The organism is Pseudomonas sp. FA-1 (assembly GCF_056856075.1).
This window is the reverse complement of sequence record NZ_JBWXTH010000006.1, coordinates 103509-120194: the sequence shown is the minus strand read 5'-3', so window position 1 is coordinate 120194 and position 16686 is coordinate 103509. Positions and strand designations below refer to the sequence as shown.

Annotated in this window: 27 protein-coding genes; 6 read left to right on the top strand and 21 right to left on the bottom strand. The window is 60.6% G+C overall.

Annotation, left to right across the window (positions count from 1 at the left end; translation table 11 throughout):
• Positions 1-3: 3 nt before the first annotated feature.
• The 21 genes from AC1MHZ_RS12945 to AC1MHZ_RS12845 all read right to left on the bottom strand — a co-directional run bounded on the left by AC1MHZ_RS12945 (position 4) and on the right by AC1MHZ_RS12845 (position 12587).
• The gene (locus AC1MHZ_RS12945; protein WP_416768292.1) at positions 4-330 is read right to left on the bottom strand and encodes a phage head closure protein; all 327 of its coding nucleotides are present in this window, start codon (positions 328-330) and stop codon (positions 4-6) included.
• Entirely contained in the window at positions 330-629 is a 300-nt protein-coding gene (locus AC1MHZ_RS12940) for a head-tail connector protein (protein WP_482966453.1), read from the bottom strand. Before AC1MHZ_RS12940 ends, AC1MHZ_RS12945 begins: the two co-directional genes overlap by 1 nt.
• Positions 630-848: a DUF7302 family protein gene (locus AC1MHZ_RS12935; protein WP_465002035.1), complete on the bottom strand. Its 219-nt coding sequence runs from the start codon at positions 846-848 to the stop codon at positions 630-632. It lies immediately after the preceding gene.
• A 54-nt stretch (positions 849-902) separates the two neighbouring features.
• Entirely contained in the window at positions 903-2105 is a 1203-nt protein-coding gene (locus AC1MHZ_RS12930; RefSeq protein ID WP_482966452.1) for a phage major capsid protein, read from the bottom strand.
• The gene (locus AC1MHZ_RS12925; RefSeq protein WP_482966451.1) at positions 2102-2743 is read right to left on the bottom strand and encodes an HK97 family phage prohead protease; all 642 of its coding nucleotides are present in this window, start codon (positions 2741-2743) and stop codon (positions 2102-2104) included. The genes AC1MHZ_RS12930 and AC1MHZ_RS12925 overlap by 4 nt, the downstream gene beginning before the upstream one ends.
• Entirely contained in the window at positions 2730-3944 is a 1215-nt protein-coding gene (locus AC1MHZ_RS12920) for a phage portal protein (RefSeq protein WP_482966450.1), read from the bottom strand. The genes AC1MHZ_RS12925 and AC1MHZ_RS12920 overlap by 14 nt, the downstream gene beginning before the upstream one ends.
• A gap of 2 nt (positions 3945-3946) precedes the next feature.
• Positions 3947-5626 carry a terminase large subunit gene (locus AC1MHZ_RS12915; RefSeq protein ID WP_465002031.1) on the bottom strand — a complete coding sequence of 560 codons (1680 nt, stop codon included), beginning with the start codon at positions 5624-5626 and terminating at the stop codon, positions 3947-3949.
• Between the two features lie 3 nt (positions 5627-5629).
• Complete coding sequence (locus tag AC1MHZ_RS12910; RefSeq protein ID WP_482966449.1) at positions 5630-6130, bottom strand: terminase small subunit; 501 nt, start codon at positions 6128-6130, stop codon at positions 5630-5632.
• A 154-nt stretch (positions 6131-6284) separates the two neighbouring features.
• Positions 6285-6623, bottom strand: coding sequence for an HNH endonuclease (locus AC1MHZ_RS12905; RefSeq protein ID WP_465002029.1), 339 nt, complete (start codon positions 6621-6623; stop codon positions 6285-6287).
• Positions 6624-6625: 2 nt separating this feature from the next.
• Positions 6626-6817, bottom strand: coding sequence for a hypothetical protein (locus AC1MHZ_RS12900; protein WP_224458814.1), 192 nt, complete (start codon positions 6815-6817; stop codon positions 6626-6628).
• The gene (locus AC1MHZ_RS12895) at positions 6814-7017 is read right to left on the bottom strand and encodes a hypothetical protein (RefSeq protein WP_224458813.1); all 204 of its coding nucleotides are present in this window, start codon (positions 7015-7017) and stop codon (positions 6814-6816) included. The genes AC1MHZ_RS12900 and AC1MHZ_RS12895 overlap by 4 nt, the downstream gene beginning before the upstream one ends.
• A gap of 1 nt (position 7018) precedes the next feature.
• Positions 7019-7330, bottom strand: a complete 312-nt coding sequence (locus AC1MHZ_RS12890; RefSeq protein WP_482966448.1) for a phage holin family protein — start codon at positions 7328-7330, stop codon at positions 7019-7021.
• Between the two features lie 183 nt (positions 7331-7513).
• Complete coding sequence (locus tag AC1MHZ_RS12885; protein ID WP_482966447.1) at positions 7514-8200, bottom strand: hypothetical protein; 687 nt, start codon at positions 8198-8200, stop codon at positions 7514-7516.
• A 10-nt stretch (positions 8201-8210) separates the two neighbouring features.
• Entirely contained in the window at positions 8211-8546 is a 336-nt protein-coding gene (locus tag AC1MHZ_RS12880; RefSeq protein WP_482966446.1) for a hypothetical protein, read from the bottom strand.
• Positions 8543-9829, bottom strand: a complete 1287-nt coding sequence (locus tag AC1MHZ_RS12875) for a tyrosine-type recombinase/integrase (RefSeq protein ID WP_482966445.1) — start codon at positions 9827-9829, stop codon at positions 8543-8545. The genes AC1MHZ_RS12880 and AC1MHZ_RS12875 overlap by 4 nt, the downstream gene beginning before the upstream one ends.
• A complete protein-coding gene (locus tag AC1MHZ_RS12870; RefSeq protein ID WP_482966444.1) occupies positions 9826-10248 on the bottom strand; it encodes a VRR-NUC domain-containing protein in 423 nt (140 codons plus the stop codon). The genes AC1MHZ_RS12875 and AC1MHZ_RS12870 overlap by 4 nt, the downstream gene beginning before the upstream one ends.
• A complete protein-coding gene (locus tag AC1MHZ_RS12865; RefSeq protein ID WP_482966443.1) occupies positions 10245-10541 on the bottom strand; it encodes a DUF1364 domain-containing protein in 297 nt (98 codons plus the stop codon). Before AC1MHZ_RS12865 ends, AC1MHZ_RS12870 begins: the two co-directional genes overlap by 4 nt.
• Positions 10523-10732, bottom strand: coding sequence for a hypothetical protein (locus AC1MHZ_RS12860; RefSeq protein WP_482966442.1), 210 nt, complete (start codon positions 10730-10732; stop codon positions 10523-10525). The genes AC1MHZ_RS12865 and AC1MHZ_RS12860 overlap by 19 nt, the downstream gene beginning before the upstream one ends.
• Positions 10729-11412 (bottom strand): replication protein P, encoded by a 684-nt coding sequence (locus AC1MHZ_RS12855; RefSeq protein WP_482966441.1) that lies wholly within the window; start codon positions 11410-11412, stop codon positions 10729-10731. Before AC1MHZ_RS12855 ends, AC1MHZ_RS12860 begins: the two co-directional genes overlap by 4 nt.
• Positions 11409-12137, bottom strand: a complete 729-nt coding sequence (locus tag AC1MHZ_RS12850) for a DnaT-like ssDNA-binding domain-containing protein (RefSeq protein ID WP_482966440.1) — start codon at positions 12135-12137, stop codon at positions 11409-11411. The genes AC1MHZ_RS12855 and AC1MHZ_RS12850 overlap by 4 nt, the downstream gene beginning before the upstream one ends.
• Positions 12138-12377: 240 nt before the next feature.
• The gene (locus AC1MHZ_RS12845) at positions 12378-12587 is read right to left on the bottom strand and encodes a hypothetical protein (RefSeq protein ID WP_482966439.1); all 210 of its coding nucleotides are present in this window, start codon (positions 12585-12587) and stop codon (positions 12378-12380) included.
• 90 nt (positions 12588-12677) lie between these two features.
• Here AC1MHZ_RS12845 and AC1MHZ_RS12840 point away from each other — a divergent pair, with 90 nt between their 5' ends.
• The 6 genes from AC1MHZ_RS12840 (at position 12678) to AC1MHZ_RS12815 (ending at position 16438) form a co-directional block, all read left to right on the top strand.
• The gene (locus AC1MHZ_RS12840) at positions 12678-13388 is read left to right on the top strand and encodes a S24 family peptidase (RefSeq protein WP_482966438.1); all 711 of its coding nucleotides are present in this window, start codon (positions 12678-12680) and stop codon (positions 13386-13388) included.
• A gap of 79 nt (positions 13389-13467) precedes the next feature.
• A complete protein-coding gene (locus AC1MHZ_RS12835; protein WP_482966437.1) occupies positions 13468-14625 on the top strand; it encodes a Nal1-like putative serine protease in 1158 nt (385 codons plus the stop codon).
• Positions 14618-14860, top strand: coding sequence for a hypothetical protein (locus AC1MHZ_RS12830; protein ID WP_197860363.1), 243 nt, complete (start codon positions 14618-14620; stop codon positions 14858-14860). Before AC1MHZ_RS12835 ends, AC1MHZ_RS12830 begins: the two co-directional genes overlap by 8 nt.
• A gap of 504 nt (positions 14861-15364) precedes the next feature.
• On the top strand, positions 15365-15589 hold the full coding sequence (locus tag AC1MHZ_RS12825) for a hypothetical protein (RefSeq protein WP_482966436.1): 225 nt from the start codon (positions 15365-15367) through the stop codon (positions 15587-15589).
• A 177-nt stretch (positions 15590-15766) separates the two neighbouring features.
• Positions 15767-16150 (top strand): LuxR C-terminal-related transcriptional regulator, encoded by a 384-nt coding sequence (locus AC1MHZ_RS12820; protein ID WP_482966435.1) that lies wholly within the window; start codon positions 15767-15769, stop codon positions 16148-16150.
• Positions 16151-16168: 18 nt separating this feature from the next.
• Positions 16169-16438, top strand: a complete 270-nt coding sequence (locus AC1MHZ_RS12815) for a hypothetical protein (RefSeq protein WP_482966434.1) — start codon at positions 16169-16171, stop codon at positions 16436-16438.
• Positions 16439-16686 lie beyond the last annotated feature (248 nt).

Sequence of the window (16686 nt, the reverse complement as noted above, 5' to 3'; positions counted from 1 at the left end):
ACCTCATGGGTTGGGGACGCTGGAGCACAGCAGGCGCTGCATGTCCCGTTCGTTGTTGAGCAGCGAGGCCTCGACCTTGTAGGTCATCCCAGTACGCTTCTCGGTGAGCCGCCATCCAGCAGCCACATCGGACCGAGGGCGGATGCGAATTTCGGCACTGATGACCGCCTCCACCTGCTCGGCCACTGGTGCGGTACGCCCGGTGGGCATGGTGATTTCCGCCCATACCTCACCGACTACCACCCACACCTGGTCGTATCCACCAGTGTCGTTCTGCACGCGCTCGTACTTGCTCAAACGGCAGCGGTGCCGCATCGGTCCGGCTTTCATCAGAAGCGCTTCCTGTACCAAAGCAGCCTTTCAACAGCGAGCGGCATAGCGGTAGCGATGGTGCCCACCGCCACGGCTTCGCGGTTGGCGTACCAGTGCCCGACCAGCAGCAGGATGGCCTGCTCAACGTCGCGGGTCAGCCCCATCTCGTCAGGTTCAACCGGGTCGGTTTCCACCAACTTTCGGTCGCAGTGCTGCTCGACATGGGCCTTGGCCGCCTCGATGTAGCCGCCGATCAAGGCGTCTTCCTCATCGCCATCGACCCGCAGGTGCATCTTCACGTTGGCCAGGTCGATCATTTACTTGGTCTCTTTCGGAGCTGTCGGCTTCGATTCCTTTGGCTTGGCCACCTTCGGCTTGCCGTCGTCACCGACCTCCACGGCCAAGCCCTTGCCGATCAGCGAATGGGCGTATTCGTCGTCTACATCGTCGAACACCACCCCGGCCTTGACCTTGTTCGAATCGGCTTTGAGCAACGCACCGTTACCGACGAAGCCCCACAGAGTCTTGATTTTCATGCTGCCTCCAGATGCGATAAGGCCGGCGATTGGCCGGCCTTCGCTATGAGTGGGTTACGCGGCGACTGGGAAGTTGCCCTTGACCAGCGCTTCCTTGCGACGGACACCGAGGCCCAGACGCTCCTCGACCAGGAGCGCGCGTTCGTTCTTGATGAACTGGTCGTTGATCAGACCCATCTTGAACAGGAACGACATGCGGTCGAACAAAGTGGTGGAGCGGGCAAAGTTGGCCACCAGGAACTCACCGCCGGCAGTGCCGTCGCCCTCGTCCATGCTGTCGGAGGTGATCACCGGGCGGCCCCACAGGATTGGCGTGACCAGGCCCTGCAGGTTGGCGAACAGGTAGCGGTTCTCGCCGTCCTTCTGCAGCTCGATGTTCATCCAGTCCAGCTCGGTCATCACCACGCCATCGGCGGACATCTGCGACTGCTTGCGCACCTGGTAGATGGCTCGACGCACCAGGTCAATGGCGGTATCACCGGCTTTGCTGAGGGCGGTGTTGTAGCTGGTGGCCTGGGTCATCAGGCCGTTCAGGTTCTCGCCGAGGCCGTCACCCTTGAGGATCTGCGATTCCTCTTCCAGCTTGAGGTCATAGCGCAGCAGCTGCTGCAGATAGGCGAACATTTGAGGAACATCGTCCAGCGCCTCGTCGGTGACCGGCATCCACACCGCGATCTTCTTCACGCGGTCGGTGACGTTGGTGAAGGTCACGTTGCTGGTCGGCTTCAGGCCGCCCTCGGCCACCGGAGCGGCGCCACGGGTGTGCACATCCTCGCGGAAGTAGGTGTACTGCTGGCCGGAGACCGGGATCGAGGTCAGCAGATCGCGGATACGCAGTTCCTGGCGGATGCCCGGCTGGATGACCGGATCGTAGACCGGGGCGACGATTCCGGCACTGGTGACCTTCATTTCCTTCATGCTGGCCATGTCGGACTTGGTCACCTCGAGCTGGGCCAGCGAGGCGTTCTTCTGGTTCAACGCCTTGTAGGTGTCATCGCCCTTGATGAGGTCGATAAAGCTTTTGCCTTCACCTGGCTGGCCGCGCAGCTTGACGCCCTTCTGTTCCAGATCCTGGACCTGATCGATGACCTTTTGCAGCTCGCCCTTCTGGTCTTCGATCTGCTTTTTCAGGTCGGTGGTGACCTGATTGCCTTTTTGCATTTCGTCCATGGCCGCGTCATATTTTTTCTGCAGCTCGCCGAAGCCGCTCTTCAGTTGCAGCTCGATGGAATCCTTCAGTTCTTTAACTTCGCTCATGGCGATACTCCAAAATATTGGGTGAACAAGTTGGGAAGTTGTTTCAGCTCATCCACGATCGCCGTGGCCTCGCTCCCGCCGTCACGGCGTAGCGCGGTGTAGCCGAGCGAAGCGACTGCCGCCGCTTCCTTCTGCGAGAGGCCCATGCGTTCGCGAAGGGCCTTCTCGAAAAGCCTGATATCTGATTTGACGCTGAGGACGTGCGCCTGGGGGTTCATGCCGAACGGGACGAAGGAGGCCTCCCACAGTTCGGCCTCCTTGATGACGCGGACGCGCCGGCCCGCTCGCTCTTCGAAATCCGCCTTGATGGTGTTGAAGCCGATCGACATGCTGTCGAGGATGTCGGCCTTCATCAGCTCGTAGCCGTCGCGGGCATAACTGACGTTGAGGTTTACCTGGCCTTTCAACAGCAGGCCGTGGTCGTCCTGGGTGTAGTCAGCGGCGCCGACCAAGCGAGTCAGGTCGTGGTACAGGGCGAGCTTCAACTTGCCACTGCGAGTTGCCTTCACCCGGGTAAATGCGCCGGGCAGGATCACGTCGTCGCCGAGGTCGACGTTGTTGAACACCGCGGCGTAGCCTTCGAAGTTGCCGGCTTCATCCACTGCCTTGAGCTCGAACGGGCATTCAAGGTTCGCCATTTTTCTCCATCTCCCACCGGGTGACCCGGTTGTATTGGTCGCCTTCCAGGGGAGGCAGGTTTTCCTTCTCGCGGACTTCGTTGATGGTCATCCATCCGGAACCACCGGAGCCGCCGAGTGCACTGCCGTAGTAGGTGGCACGGCCTGCGCTATCCGCGCGCAGCAGCCCCTCGACGGCGAACTCACAGAAGCGCGAGGCCGTTCGGTAGATCTTGTCGTTGAGCTCGTCCTCCACCGCATCGATGTAGGGCTTCAGGCCGAAGGTGATGTAACCGGTGAGCTGTTGTTCCAGGTTCGAACCCATGATCGAGGTCTTGCCGGCGCGGTTGGCCAGCCACAACGGCACCCCGTAGATGCCCGCCAGGGCCTCTTCCTGGAACTGCTGCGACTCGATGAACTGCGCGTCCTTCTGGCTGATGCCTGCTGGGACGATCTTGGGGTTGCCCTGCAGGATCGCCATCTTGCCGATGTCGTCTGCGTCGGCCTTGCGCACGTCGGGGAACTTCTCCATGACCTGGGCCTGCTGGGCCTTGGTGAGGAACTGCTCGTAGATGACGTAGCCGCCGGTAAAGCCGCCCTTGCGCATGAAGCGGGCCGACCACTGCTGACCAGCCTTGGCCAGGCCCATGGTCTCGGCCTGGTGCTCGATAGGCGAGAGACCGACGATTCCGTCCAGGCTGAACAGCTTGAAGTGCAGCATGTTCTCCGGCGAGACCGGGAACGGATCTCCTTCTTTGGGGGTGACCAGGTAAATCAGGTCGTCTTCGGTGTCAATCTTCACAGTCCGACCGTCCAGCGGCACCAGACCAATCGGCTCGTTGTGGATGTTGCGCTCGATTAGGGCGAACGCGTTGCCGCGCAGCGCCATGTTCACGACCACGAACTTGAGAAAGTTCAACCGGGTCATGTAGGGGTTCGGCTTGCGCAGCAACTTGAGCATTCGGTCGTTGCCGGTGACCAGCGTCCGCACCCCCTCCTTGTCCTCGTAAAGCTTGAGGGGTAACCCGCTCAAAGACTCGGAAAGGATCTTGACGCAGGACCAGACCATGCTGATGGACAGGGCCGTTTTAGCGGTTGCACGCACACCCGCCTTGGTGCGCTTTCCGCCGACCTCAAGGTCCACCTCGACATAGTCGCCCGTAGTCGGGTCGGTGTAGCCGAAGAAGCCCCAGGTCATGGGGTTGTACCATTTGAATGCCATGGTCAGCCTACTAATCCGAAGAAGCCGTGGTTGAGGTAGTCGTCCAGGCCGCCGCGAGCCTCGGGATTGAGGGCCATCAGCGACACGGCGTTGAAGGTCGCCATGAGCGGGTCAATTTTCGCGGTGCCGGAAGCTTGCTTGGTGATCAAGAAGGCGTTGGCCGATGGCACGCCCTTGGCGTTCCCGCAGGACCAGGCCATGAGCGGCTGCCCGCAGTGAATAAGCGTTCCTTCGGCGAGCCGGCGCTCGGTTGTCTTGATTGCGCCGGTGAGTTTCCAGCCCTGCGAGATGCCAACGATCTGTTCCTCGTCGATGCCGACATCCGCCAGCGCATCCAGCACTGCGCCGATGCCGGCCGGGTCGAGGCCGACCTTGTCGAGCAGGCCGGCCTCATTGATCCGAGCCACGATAGCCGCCAGCTGGTCAACGTCATCGCCGATCTTGTCGACAATGGTCAGGTCGCCGGTTGCCTGTAGGTCGAGTAATCGGGGCGCCTCTGACTTGCGCCGCTCCAGCACGGACGGGTGGGCCCAGGCATGCGCCCAGTGCAGCCAGGTGCGCGACTCCCGAACCCGGCCAAGGACAGCCAGGCCCAGCAAGTCATCCAGCCCCCCGCCGTCCCCTCCTACAACGATGACCTCGCACTGCTCGAGCAGATCATCCAGGGTCATTCCAGGCTTGGCCTGGGGCTCCCAGAATGCGGCCCCGACCCAGCTGTCGGACATCAGGGCCAGGCCGATCTCGATGTTGAGGTGCTTGGCCAAGAAGCCACGCATCTCCGCCTCGCCGTCGATTTCCGCCTGCATGTGCAGGCGTTCGAGCGTTGGACGGTCTACTGAGTAGCCAATGTTCGGGTTTACCAGGTGGAAGTTTTCAGGCTTCCGAGCTTCGCCGCTGTCGATCATCTCCTTCGAGAATTCGTAGATGATCGGCAGGAAGCGGTTGTCGTCGATGCGGCCGTCACGCACGCCGCGGGCGTAGGTCAGCTTCGACTTGAACACGCCAGCCGGGGGCTCGTTCGACTGGGTCGTCAGCCAGATGATGAAGCCTTCAGGCCTGGACAACAGGCCGCCAGTGGCTTCGCGGATCATGTCAGCTGCCTTGGGGTTCTTGCCGAACAGCCATGCCTCATCGATCAAGACGCCGACTGCCTTCTTACCGCCCACCACGTCGCTATCAGCCGCCACGACCTTGAGCGTGGCGCCGGTTTCGCGGTGGGTGATCAGCCTCAAGTGTGGCTGAACATGCAGCAAAGCCTTTAACTCGTCATCGTTGTTGACCATGTCCTTGGCCGGGATGAAGGAGTTATCAGCGATCTCCTTAGTCGGGGCCAAGATGATGAACTCTGCCGAGAGGCGCCAATTGCGGATCAGCGCGGTGAGCATGATGCCGGCAGCGATGGTCGACTTACTGTTCTTCTTCGGGATGCAGAGCATCACCTCACGGATCAGTCGCTCACCTGTCTCGCTGTTGTAGCTACCGAACACCGCGCCGGCGAAGGCCAGCACCCAGGGCGCGCAGGAGGCTTCGATCGTGGGGCTGCCCGGGGCATCGACGATCTTGAGCCCCTTGAACACCTCAAGGCTCGCTTCAGCCTCATCGGGAAACAGCGGTGGCGGGATGATCGACTCGCCGGCAGCCAGGCGCCGCCACCAGTCTGGGCAGGCCGTGGTCCATTGCATGAGTTACCCCTTCACGACAGAGAGCGGTGGCTTGCCCTGGGCATAGCGGCCTTTGCCGGCCTCTTTGGCGGCCTCGGCCTTCTGTTCTTTCTTGCCCGCCTCAGCCTTCTTCCCATGGATGTAGGGCACGGCTGTCTGCGCGGCATTGCGCCGGTCGAAGACCTTTGCCCGTGGCTCATTCATCAGGGCCAGCAGCCACTCCAGAGGATCTTGGGTGGATGGCAGACAGCTCAGAAATTCACCGTCAGCCTCGTTGAGCTCAACGGGCTCCCCTGCATTTTCATTGGCCTTCGGTTTCTGACCTCGCTTTTTCGGCTCAGGGTTAACACTGAGCTCCGCTTTGCGGGCCAGAATTGCGGATGCAATCTTGGGATCGTTCGCCCATCGCGAACCCGACGCAGCAGCCACCGAGGCCTTGCATCCCGCGGCTTCCGCTGCTTCTTTGTTGGACGCACCTCGGGCCTTAGCGTCAACAAACCGTCGCTGTTTGTCTGTTAACACCATTAACAAAAACCTTGAGGGTCGAGAAAAATGTGCGCGTGGGGTCGGTGGCGGTCTAGCTAAGCGAGAATCCCTATCATTTGACCACCCCCTACCCCGAAGCACGTCACTGGCGTGCTTTGATGGCAATTTTCGAGGGTCCGCGCGATCTAGCGCCTCAGCCACCCAGGCCGGCTGCCTCCTCGGCCTGCTTGACCGAGTCGTGGCAGGGCTTGCACAGCGACTGCCAGTTGTCCTGGTTCCAGAACAGATCCTTGTCGCCTCGGTGCGGGACGATATGGTCGACGATGAAAGCGGCAGTGGTTCTCCCCTGCCTTGCGCAGTAGACACAAAGCGGGTTGTCGCGCAGGTACTGCTCCCGCGCCTTCTGCCACCGGTAGTCGTAGCCTCGCTGGGAGCTGGTCATGCCGCTTCGCCAGCTACCAGGTGTCACTACCTTGACCCGAGAGCCTGCGCTCTCCTTGATGCGGGAGCCGAGCGTCTTGAGCCTGGCCATGACTAGCGCTTCCGGGGTCGGTTGAATGCGCGTCTGCCGCACCGAGCCAGGACCATGTCCTGTACCTGGTGGATAGCCATGCAGAACTCATGCTGCTCAAGCGGGTGCTCGATCGGCAGCTTCAGATACTCGTCCCAGGCGTCAGCGAGAAGCTTAGCTACCTTGGCCTCTTGCTCAGTCAGTTCGGTCTTCATTGGGCCTCCTTCCGCATACCGGCCTCGCGTGCGATATCAGAAGCACGCTCGCGCACCTCCAACACCTGGCCGTCGAACGTGTGGACGATGGCGCAGATGCCGTGCCACTGCGAGCTGGTGCCGGCCTCTTGCACGCGGGCAATGTCAGCCGGGGCCAGATAGTGCTTGCGGCGGTTGATATCAGTCAGTTCGATCATCATGTCACCCATCTACCTTGCGTTCAGCCCAACGCCGCCCGAGCTGGCGAGCCTGCTCGACACCCAGAACACCAACAAATCCGGCAGTTGCGAACGACCAGGCGATGCTGAGACCAAACTCCTTCACGGTCAGGCCAACCACCATCACGATCAATGCACCTAGCGTTGCTTCGATCACCTGTCGGGCCGGGCGCGTCTCCTTCCCGTCGTACTGGATTCGCAACCAGGTCAGGGCGAATGTCAGGCCCATTGCAAGGCCGTTCTCTCTCAGGGCGGTCAGTACCAACACCCAGAAGGATGGGTCTTTCTCTGGCATGTTCGGCATCTCGGTTCCTCCCGTTGCGGGGAGCGCAAATGAAAAAGCCCCGGCAATCGCCAGGGCTCAGAAACGACAAAGCCCGACTCTATGGCCGGGCTTTTGTTGGTCAGTCCTCAACACGCGCAGGAATGACAGGATGGCGATAATTTCTCTCACTCTCTCACCGATGTCAACAAGCAATTACGCTGCGTCTTTGATCAGCAATCCCTCGGCTTCCAGAATCGCCCGCACTTCAATCAGCGCGTCATCAACCATCCCGTCCAGCTTCTCCTTGATCCCGGACCGCCAGCGATAGCGGGTTGGCTCCGGTGTTCCGTCCAGATCCCAGGTGTTCATGTCGTAGAAGCTGTCGGGCAGGACGATCAGGTCTTCGGCAAGCGCCTCCGCTTTCCTCCGCTCTGCCTGACCAGCTGCCAGTGCAGCATCGACCAGGCTGTTACGACGCCACTCCGGCGCATCCAACGGAATGTCCACCGACACGGAGCGCGGGCCTTTCCGGCGAGCTCCTTTCAACTTCGGCACAGCCCAAGCGGTGACCGCCTTGTAGATGAACAGCTGCGGTGCTGGGCTGGCGATCAGGGGCGCAATGGCTGAGATGCCCTGCAGCTTCTTCCCCTTGTTGGTGGCGTACTTGGCGTTCAGCACCTGCCAGTGCCGAGGGATCAACAAATGGTGCAGCCGAGCGGATAGCCAGTAATCCACCTGGGCGCGGTCAAAGCCGCCGCTGCTGCCGCCAAGTGAGGCGAGGCACCCACCTTCTTCTTCTGCCGACTTGTAGAGCTTCTGCCATGCCTGGCCCTTAGCAGAACCCTTTTCTCCTGCCGCCAGAGCGGCAACTACTGCACCCGATACGCTGTTGTAGACCATTCCTTTCCCCTCAATCCCCGGTGTAGTTCGTGCCGCCGGCGCCGCGTCGGTTGTTTTCGTGATACTGCTGCTCTGGTCCTTGGCCCGAACTGCCCGTCCCAAGCAGCTGCCTGGCCTTTGCAATTTCAGCCAGAGCGTCCTTGAGACGACTATTGAGCACCGGAACGATGTCGCTTGCCGCAAGAGGCTTCAGTGAGTGCCCGCAAACCCACCCCGACCCCAGGCACTGAGGGCACTCCATCTGGTGAAACAGGCCGGTGTAAATGCCTTTTCCGCAGCAGGTGCTGCACTCGATGATGAACTTGAGCTCACGCCGGAAGGCAGGCCCATGGCGCTTCCCTGTCATTTCGAATCCTCGCCTATGGTTGTTTCCTGAATCCCGGCGCAGGCCTTGTGCTGCACGGGGTGTGGGTCATTACCCGAATCTGCGTTTCTATCCTCCTTCTTCCCGTGGATGCGGTCGAAACCCTTGCTGTCGAGAAACGCGTGCCACTGCTCCAGGGCGGCGCGCTTGCGCTCCTCGGCGGTGGTCTGGATGTACACCTGCACGTTGTGGCCCATGGAGTGGTTGATCAGCAGTTCACCGATCAAGAAGTCGATGCCCTGGTCGGCCCAGCAGCCTCGGGCCAGCTTGCGCAGGTCGTGACTGGTCCACTCGCCCTGCCCCATGCGAGTAAACACCTCGGCGGCCTGCTTCTCGCTCAGGCACTGACCCGACTTGCCGGGGAACAGGTAGCGGCCGGTGTAGCCCTGGGCCTGCTGGACCTCGCGATATCTGCTCAGCAACGCACACACCTGGTCCGTCAGCGGCAGCGAGTGCTCCACTCGGGTCTTGGTGTTTTCGGCGGGCAGGTACCAGCGGCGGGTGGCCAGGCTGATGTGCGGCCATTGGGCCTTGCGGGTTTCCCCGACTCGGTTGCCGTGGCACAGCATCAGCAGGGCCAGCATGGCGTCAGCGGGCGCTTGGGCCATCACCTCGGCCAGTTGGGTCAGCAGGTCCTCGATCTGCACAGCGCGCAAGCGGGCCGCCTTGGGCTTGATGCGGGCCTTGGTGAAATCGCTGAAGCGCATCCCGGCCATGGGGTTGTTGGCGATCATGCCCAGGGCCTGGGCCTTCTTGAACGCATCGGCCAGCAGGCCGAACACCAGGCGCACGTACTCGAGCGACAACTGCTCCTGCAGCGGCCACACCAGGTCACGGTCCAGGGTGCTGCGGCTCACCTCGGTCAGGGCCAGGCCGCCCAGGCGCGGGATCAGGTGCCGGGTGATGGCGGACTTGGCCGTGGCCTTGCGCTTGGCCGACAGGCTGCGGTTGCGCTCCAGGCGATCGGCGAACCAGGCCAGCAGCTCGCCCACCTGCTCCCAGCCCGACACGGTGGCCGGTGCCTCGGTGGCCAGGCGTTGGCGAATCTCCGGCAGCGCGGCCAGCACCACCTTGGTGGACTGGTCGGGATAGGCACCGATCCGATGCCAGCGCTTGCGCACCACCAGGTACCAAGTGCCACGCGGGCGGGCCTCGGTGAACCGGAAGCGCAGGCCGGGATGGCGGGGATCGCGCAGCAGCACGGCGGACGGGTCTTCGCTACGGCGGCGCAGCTCGGCGTCGGAGAACGCAATGACCGCCGTCATGCCGCCACCGTGGCGGGCTGCAGCAGGTAGTTGCGGATGGTCTGGATCGCGTCAACGCGACCGCGACACACCACGGCCAGATAGCCCTGACGGTGCAGCTTCTGCAGGTACGCATCCTGGCTCGGCGAGACCGGTGCATCGAACGGCGGCTCGGCCTTGAACTCGATGTACAGGCCGAACCAACCACCGCGCGCCATCGGCAGGACCAGGTCAGGCACGCCGGCCTTGACGCCCTGCCCTTTCAGCTTGGCGGCCACAGCCTTGACCCGATGCCCGCCGTTCGGGACGTGGTAGATCAGCGAATAGGCTTCGGGATAGCGCAGTCGCAGCTCCTGCATCAGCGCTGCTTGCTCCTGGCCTTCGCGGTCGACGGGCTTGGCGCGGGCCGGGTTGCGAAACGGGGGGCGCTGAGCATTCATGCGACCAATACCCCCTCGCGTGCCAGAATGGCCTGGGTGCGCATCACGCCCTCGGCGTGGTAGTGGCGAGCGGTGTCGCGATCAACGACGTGACTACGGCCATCACAGGCATCATGGCAAGCGCTGCACGCCCAGGCGCCCTGCAGGTCGTTCGGCTTAAAGCCAACGCCACAGGTGCCGCCCATGCGGTAGTGGGCCAGGACGGTGGTTTCGGGATTGCCGTTGCACACGCCTGGAATGCGCACCTGGCAGTCGCGACCACGGGCGGCCTTGGTCAGTTTGGATTGGCGCATGGATCGCCTCCTTGCAGGTCGATGACGGTGAAGGCGCCGGGCCACATCCGGGCGCCGTGCGCTTGGGCCAACGCCTCTTCGCGGTACAACGCCACGGGCTCCCGGGCGCCATAGGAAATATCGAGCTTGTCGCTGCGGCAGTAGAGCGCGTAGCGGTACTCAGCGGGGTTTGGAGTGAGCAGCATGCTCATGCTTGTCTCCTTGCGGCACGAATGGCGGCCAGCGCAGCGTTGCCAACCTGCGGGGTTCGCCTGGCGGCGACTTTGGCCGGTAGTGCCAGCGGCATTTTCTGTAAGGGCTCACCAGCCATCAGCCGGCGAACAGCGATGGTGTAATTACGCTCGAACAGCTTCGAACTGGCGTCTTCGGGCAGCCTGTTCAGGTTCTCGAAGCCACACTCCTTGGCGGCGTGCCATACCGCGTCGTGGCTCCACTTGCCCTGACCAGCCATGGCCGGGTGAGCGTTACGGCATGCCTCGCGGAAGGCGGTATTCAGCGCTGGGAGGCCAAGCATTTCTGGCGAGGGTTGGCACCACTGGATGAATTCACCAGGCGGAGGGATAAATGGGGTGCCGGACTGTCGACAGCGCATCAGCCCGAACTGCAACTGATCGGCGCTGTTGATGCCGGCCTCAAGGAATGCGGTCAACCACTGCTGTTTCGACGCGCTATAGGTCGCCTGATCGGGCCAGGCTTGCTTCCAGGCGGTGCAGATCGAGCGCAGATCGCGGAACAAGTCGTTAATCACCGTGGCGGTCTTGCGGTTGAGCTCAGCCTTCACGTCCGCCGGCAGTTCGAAGCCGACTGGGATGCGTTGACCCGATTGAATCTTGGCCCACAGGCCGTGGGTGACGACAGATACCTGGTTCACTGGCCGACCTCCTGACTCATCCAGGACGTGTCTTGATCGTCAAACGTCGCCGCACCGCCACCGCTTCGCAGCGGGACAACCTTGGCCGCCTTCGTGAAATCGCGCTTGATCCAGCCGACCAAGGCTGCAATCCACTGGCTTTCTGTCTGCGCTACACCCTTGGCATCGTGATGAACGACAAACCCGCCGATGGCCTCGCTCGAGAACTCTGCGATAGGAACACCTGAACGCTTGGCATAGGCCTCCAGCTGCGATTGATCTGGAACCCAGTCGAGGTACATCGCGAAGGGCTCGCGCGGTGAGTGTGTATTACTTCCCTTCCCTTCCTTTCCGGGGGTGAGGCCTCGATCATCGCTAGACGAGTCTTCGCCATCATCTAGACGATCACTCGACGAGGACTCGACGAAATTGGGGTGCTTGAATGTTGGCCTGTCGATCTTTTGATGGTGCCAGCCGTTGACGTGAAGGTACTGCTTCGACGAGGCCTCATAGAGGCTGATCAGGCGGTTCGACACCAGCTCGCCGATCAACCCTTCGACTGTCAACGCTGTGATGTCATCACCGGGAAAAACGAGGGCCTTTATGGTCTTCGGCGACATCGGGTGGTTGCCGGCGTCGTCGCAGAAGTTCCATAGCCCGATGAAGAGGAGTCGAGCCATCGCCGAGCATTCCATGACTTGCTCGCTGGTCCAAAACTCCGGCTTGATGGTGCGGATACGAGCCATTACAGACGCCCTCCATGACTGAAAGCCTGACGCGTCAGATTCGGCGAGAGCCATGAAACTGACGTGGAATGCGCGGTATTGCCTGCATCGACTGTGCGGTGCATAATCGACCTCGATGTGTTGTTGAAGAAGCCGGGCTGCCACCCGGTTTTTTTATGCCTGCAATTCAGGTACTGGACGGATGAACAGCAGGACGGTCTCACTACTGGCGCAAGGCCAGGTCACGCATAATTCATCTCGTCAAACGGCGCTCTTTTCCGGACCGCAGCTGGGGACATCTTTGCGGCTGGCTATCAGCCTTCCGCCTGATTCCTTTTCCAGCACGCACTGCATTGGGTAGGAGAACCCGCCAGTGGCGCGGCACTGAGAGACGCGGCTTCTAGTAACGCCGAGCGCGTCAGCAATTGCCTTCCCTGAACCAAACAGCTTCAGGGCGTCGTCATAGGTCATTTTTTGTCTCCATTTGCATGCCTCGAAGTTTAGACCCTTAAACATCACAAATGCAAACACCTAAACCAAAGAATGTTTAAGATCCTAAATATGGAATTCAAAGACAGACTTCAGTCGCGCATGAAGGCCTTGGGGCTGACTGCTGCCGACATCATCAAGCTAACTGGCGTCTCGAAAGGGACGGTGAGCTTTTGGGTGAATGGAAAGAACGGGGCTACCGGAAAGAACCTGCTCTCCCTGGCCAAGGTGCTGCGGTGTGCGCCCGAATGGCTCACTGATGGAAAAAATCCACCTGACAATGAGCCAGAGCGTAGGGCCAACGCCACCATGCTCGGCCCAATCTCCGTTTGGGACGACGAAACACCGCTGGACGACGACGAGGTATACGTGCCGTTCCTCAAGGAAGTTGAACTGTCCGCTGGATCGGGACGTACCGTTATCGAGAAGTCGGGCAGCAGAAAGCTCCGCTTCGGAAAGCAGACCCTTCGCAACCAGGGCGTGCAGTTTGACCAGGCCGTGTGCGTGACCGTGCATGGCAACAGCATGGAGCCGGTTCTACCGGACGGCAGCACCGTTGGCGTCGACAGAGCATCTACAGCAGTGAAGGACGGGAAGATGTACGCGATCGATCACGGCGGCGAGCTGCGAGTGAAGACGCTCTACCGGATGCCGGGTGGCGGCCTCCGCTTTCGTAGCTTCAACCAGGACGAGCACCCGGATGAGGAATATACCGCTCAGCAGCTGGCCGAGAGTGGCATCAGCGTGCTGGGTAAGGTGTTTTGGTATTCGGTTTTGTTATAAAAATAAATGCCAACTACAACTATGGACATGCTTGGTCTGATTTAAACGAGTCGTACCAAGCACTTGAAAGGTGGAAGAGATGCAGCAACAACCTCTGGTGGCTCACGAGCTTGAAGTAGAAAATGATCCAGCAGCTTCGCCTCTTTCGACGTACGAAGCTGCCAGCGGCCTAGCTCGTTGGGCCATAAGCAAGGGACTGCTCCACGCTCTTCCGCCCGATGTTGATCGCGCATACCTTGCCAACGTCCCAATGATTCCGTTGCCGCACGAAGCGGAGGTGATTCTCCGCCAGAGAGGTGTAGAGTCCATCGCCTACAACTCTCCTAGCCGAATGATCTACGTCTACACCAAGCGCAAGGTTACGCAGAAAGAGCTCAAGTCCCTGCCGTCGAGCCTGAGCAGGCATGGCATCAGCTTCCCTCAAGGCACTATTGATGATGTTGGCAAAGGGGATGTCAGCTCGCAGGGCGCTATTTATTCTGTTCACGTATCTCCCGCGGGGCGCCATTACACGTGCGGATCTTCCATTTCCCCAGGCAATGATCCCTCTGCGGGAACGCTTGGCGCGCTGGTGACGCTGGCTGACGGAACCCTTCACGGCTTGACCAACAATCATGTTAGTGCTCTCTGCAGCCACGTCGAGCTTGCAACCCCAATCCTGGCACCAGGCGTGATAGACGTCAGAGCAAACGGCATTGACCCTTTCACAATTGGGTTTCATGTTCGCGCACTGGAAATGCATCATGGCTCAGTAGGCAACATCGACATCTCGGCAAACACAGATGCTGCGATTTTCAGGATCAAAGACGCGCTGAATGTCAGCTCGATGCAGGGTAATGAGTATGACACTCCTACTCGAGTCGTTGATCCTGCGGAGGGAATGAGGGTCGCCAAAGTGGGTCGAACCACAGGATTGACTCGTGGTCAAATCGTAAGTAGGGAGCTTAGGCCTGCCGGGGTTAATTATCACGCCCAGCGGCACGGGTTCAGTAGCCAGATGTGGTTTGGCAACGTCTATTCGATTCATGGCTTTGGCTCCGAGTTTTCGCTAGGAGGTGACTCTGGATCATTGGTGGTGCAAGTCGATGATCTCGATCGCCCAATAGCTGCGGTTGGACTTATCTTCGCTGGTGGGCCAGACTCATCAGCGCCGGGCAATGCAAAATCACTCATGTTGCCCTTGAGGCCAATTCTGGAAGCTTTGGAGGCCAACCTAGTAGGAGGTCACAATGTCTAGCGAAGCAGGAGACCTGCTGCTCGCTGCGGACCATTTGCTCAAGGCGATTGATCCGCCTTCGCAGCAGTCTGTATCAATTGCAACTTTTTTCAGGCCTGGCAGGCCGCTCGCTATTCGAGTGACTGTGCTGCCTGAGTTCAGCTACCTGATCAGTCGTGTACCTGCGTCGATCGATGGCTTTGATGTTCTTCGGGAAGTCGCCCCTAGACCGGTCGCCAATTACCGAGCATCCTGAGCAGTCTTGAAAGCCCGCTTCGGCGGGCTTTTCCATATCCGCGCGCCGGCCTGGCGCCTTGAATTCCCCCTTCCTCTAGCCCGCCGCTGAGCGGTTTTTTTGTGCCTGCGCGGTGGTCTTTCGACCGAATGGTTTAGTTATTTAAACGAAGCGCTTGACGCCGCTGGTTTAACTTTCTAAATTTACATCCATCGAGGTGCTACACAGCCCCTCGGAAGGCCCTCAAGCCGAACCGCTCTTTAGCGACACACCTTGCCGGATCGACACCGGCCCAGATTCAAAGGCAGCGATGGACAGGCCTCAACGGTCCAGAGGGTTGGCAACTGACCCGGGCGTGCAGCGTAAAGCGCCAATGCAGTTATCCAGCGGGTGGGCACCGCGGCTGGAGGAACAACCAGAAGATTGCCGCGCAACTGACGCCAGTAGCGGGTCGCGGCAGGTTTCACTGGCTGGCCTTCCAGCGAGGGCCAGACGGGAAATCAACTGGTATCGGAGCAATTAAAGATGACCACGATTATCGAAGACCGCTTCGATAGCGGCGCCCAAGTGAGCATGGAAATGGACAAGGACGCGGGCGAGCTATTCGTCTTCCACTGCCCTGCCGGCCAAGGATGCATCATCAGCAAATGGCCGCTGGACAGCTATCACATGCCGATCGCGATGGCCCATTACGAGCAATGCATGGAGCTGGAGCGCGCCGCCTTCGAAGCCTGCTCCACGTCAGCCTGACGTTAACTGCCCGATCACCTGGCCCCCGCCCCAGGCTGCATCGGTAGCCACTCTGAACGCGAGTTGATCGCCGCGAATTGTGAGCGTGGGTAGCGCCTCGCCCATCTGGTGAGGCGTCCCGACACCCGGTTTGCCCCGGAGAGTGGCCACCAATGCAGCCCATACCCGAGACACATCATGGAAACGATCACCATCGGCGCATGGATAGGCCACCTCGGCCGAGGCCTGGCGCCTCGCGAACTGCAATGCCTGCTTGACGTTGCCCAGGGCTTCACCACGAAGGAAATAGCCAAGCACTTCGAAATCGCCCCGGGCACCGTCGAGAAGCGACTCGCCGCAGCGATGTTCAAGCTGGACGTGCCCCGCCGCGCCGCTCTGGTGGCCGAAGCCATGCGTCGCCAGATCATCAGCCCCCTGTGCATCGCCCTCGCCGGCCTGATCGCAATGCACGCGGTCATCGACGACAGCGACCCGATGCGCCGCGATCGTCGAGCGCCCGAGCGGCGCACCGCCCAAGTTCGAATCGTTCGCAAGGCCGAGGCCTTCGAGCTCCACGCCTGATTTCACCGAGGACGCCCCATGCAAACAGCAATGCACCCCGCTTTCGGGGAGAAACTTGCCGTGCTCGCAGCACTGCTTGAGCGCAGTCAGTCGGCACGGGCCGAAGCCCATGACAAGTTTGGTCAACCCGCACCGCGCTACCAGGCCAGCGGCAGGGGCGGCGCCTGGGATGTGGTCGAGATCACTACCGGCGCTGTCCAGGGCTTCGCCTACAGCTACCGTACCGCCCTGCGCTTTGTGGATGTGATGGAGGCCGGTGCAGCTTCCAAAGCCGGAGCAACCTCCTAGCAGCCTATCAGGGAGTTTTTATACTAGATGCTTTCCCGCCCCATGGCGGCACACTGACTCAATCGCCGCTACGCTAGCGAGCCGAGCAGTAGCAAGTAGTCGCCCGCTGGTCCTACTTCCCCCACTGCGTATCGACAGGCTCAGGGCGCGTCTTATCTAGGTCAACTGAGAGTAGATGATGGTAAGATCCTAATCTTGTTGGTCCGACCCCTTGAACCAGGTGCTAAGGACGTCTTATTTAAAGGAGT

Bases quoted from the DNA above. Each gene is read 5' to 3' on its own strand.
- AC1MHZ_RS12945 (WP_416768292.1), bottom strand. From the start codon at position 330: ATGAAAGCCGGACCGATGCGGCACCGCTGCCGTTTGAGCAAGTACGAG.
- AC1MHZ_RS12940 (WP_482966453.1), bottom strand. From the start codon at position 629: ATGATCGACCTGGCCAACGTGAAGATGCACCTGCGGGTCGATGGCGAT.
- AC1MHZ_RS12935 (WP_465002035.1), bottom strand. From the start codon at position 848: ATGAAAATCAAGACTCTGTGGGGCTTCGTCGGTAACGGTGCGTTGCTC.
- AC1MHZ_RS12930 (WP_482966452.1), bottom strand. From the start codon at position 2,105: ATGAGCGAAGTTAAAGAACTGAAGGATTCCATCGAGCTGCAACTGAAG.
- AC1MHZ_RS12925 (WP_482966451.1), bottom strand. From the start codon at position 2,743: ATGGCGAACCTTGAATGCCCGTTCGAGCTCAAGGCAGTGGATGAAGCC.
- AC1MHZ_RS12920 (WP_482966450.1), bottom strand. From the start codon at position 3,944: ATGGCATTCAAATGGTACAACCCCATGACCTGGGGCTTCTTCGGCTAC.
- AC1MHZ_RS12915 (WP_465002031.1), bottom strand. From the start codon at position 5,626: ATGCAATGGACCACGGCCTGCCCAGACTGGTGGCGGCGCCTGGCTGCC.
- AC1MHZ_RS12910 (WP_482966449.1), bottom strand. From the start codon at position 6,130: ATGGTGTTAACAGACAAACAGCGACGGTTTGTTGACGCTAAGGCCCGA.
- AC1MHZ_RS12905 (WP_465002029.1), bottom strand. From the start codon at position 6,623: ATGGCCAGGCTCAAGACGCTCGGCTCCCGCATCAAGGAGAGCGCAGGC.
- AC1MHZ_RS12900 (WP_224458814.1), bottom strand. From the start codon at position 6,817: ATGAAGACCGAACTGACTGAGCAAGAGGCCAAGGTAGCTAAGCTTCTC.
- AC1MHZ_RS12895 (WP_224458813.1), bottom strand. From the start codon at position 7,017: ATGATGATCGAACTGACTGATATCAACCGCCGCAAGCACTATCTGGCC.
- AC1MHZ_RS12890 (WP_482966448.1), bottom strand. From the start codon at position 7,330: ATGCCAGAGAAAGACCCATCCTTCTGGGTGTTGGTACTGACCGCCCTG.
- AC1MHZ_RS12885 (WP_482966447.1), bottom strand. From the start codon at position 8,200: ATGGTCTACAACAGCGTATCGGGTGCAGTAGTTGCCGCTCTGGCGGCA.
- AC1MHZ_RS12880 (WP_482966446.1), bottom strand. From the start codon at position 8,546: ATGACAGGGAAGCGCCATGGGCCTGCCTTCCGGCGTGAGCTCAAGTTC.
- AC1MHZ_RS12875 (WP_482966445.1), bottom strand. From the start codon at position 9,829: ATGACGGCGGTCATTGCGTTCTCCGACGCCGAGCTGCGCCGCCGTAGC.
- AC1MHZ_RS12870 (WP_482966444.1), bottom strand. From the start codon at position 10,248: ATGAATGCTCAGCGCCCCCCGTTTCGCAACCCGGCCCGCGCCAAGCCC.
- AC1MHZ_RS12865 (WP_482966443.1), bottom strand. From the start codon at position 10,541: ATGCGCCAATCCAAACTGACCAAGGCCGCCCGTGGTCGCGACTGCCAG.
- AC1MHZ_RS12860 (WP_482966442.1), bottom strand. From the start codon at position 10,732: ATGAGCATGCTGCTCACTCCAAACCCCGCTGAGTACCGCTACGCGCTC.
- AC1MHZ_RS12850 (WP_482966440.1), bottom strand. From the start codon at position 12,137: ATGGCTCGTATCCGCACCATCAAGCCGGAGTTTTGGACCAGCGAGCAA.
- AC1MHZ_RS12845 (WP_482966439.1), bottom strand. From the start codon at position 12,587: ATGACCTATGACGACGCCCTGAAGCTGTTTGGTTCAGGGAAGGCAATT.
- AC1MHZ_RS12840 (WP_482966438.1), top strand. From the start codon at position 12,678: ATGGAATTCAAAGACAGACTTCAGTCGCGCATGAAGGCCTTGGGGCTG.
- AC1MHZ_RS12835 (WP_482966437.1), top strand. From the start codon at position 13,468: ATGCAGCAACAACCTCTGGTGGCTCACGAGCTTGAAGTAGAAAATGAT.
- AC1MHZ_RS12830 (WP_197860363.1), top strand. From the start codon at position 14,618: ATGTCTAGCGAAGCAGGAGACCTGCTGCTCGCTGCGGACCATTTGCTC.
- AC1MHZ_RS12825 (WP_482966436.1), top strand. From the start codon at position 15,365: ATGACCACGATTATCGAAGACCGCTTCGATAGCGGCGCCCAAGTGAGC.
- AC1MHZ_RS12820 (WP_482966435.1), top strand. From the start codon at position 15,767: ATGGAAACGATCACCATCGGCGCATGGATAGGCCACCTCGGCCGAGGC.
- AC1MHZ_RS12815 (WP_482966434.1), top strand. From the start codon at position 16,169: ATGCAAACAGCAATGCACCCCGCTTTCGGGGAGAAACTTGCCGTGCTC.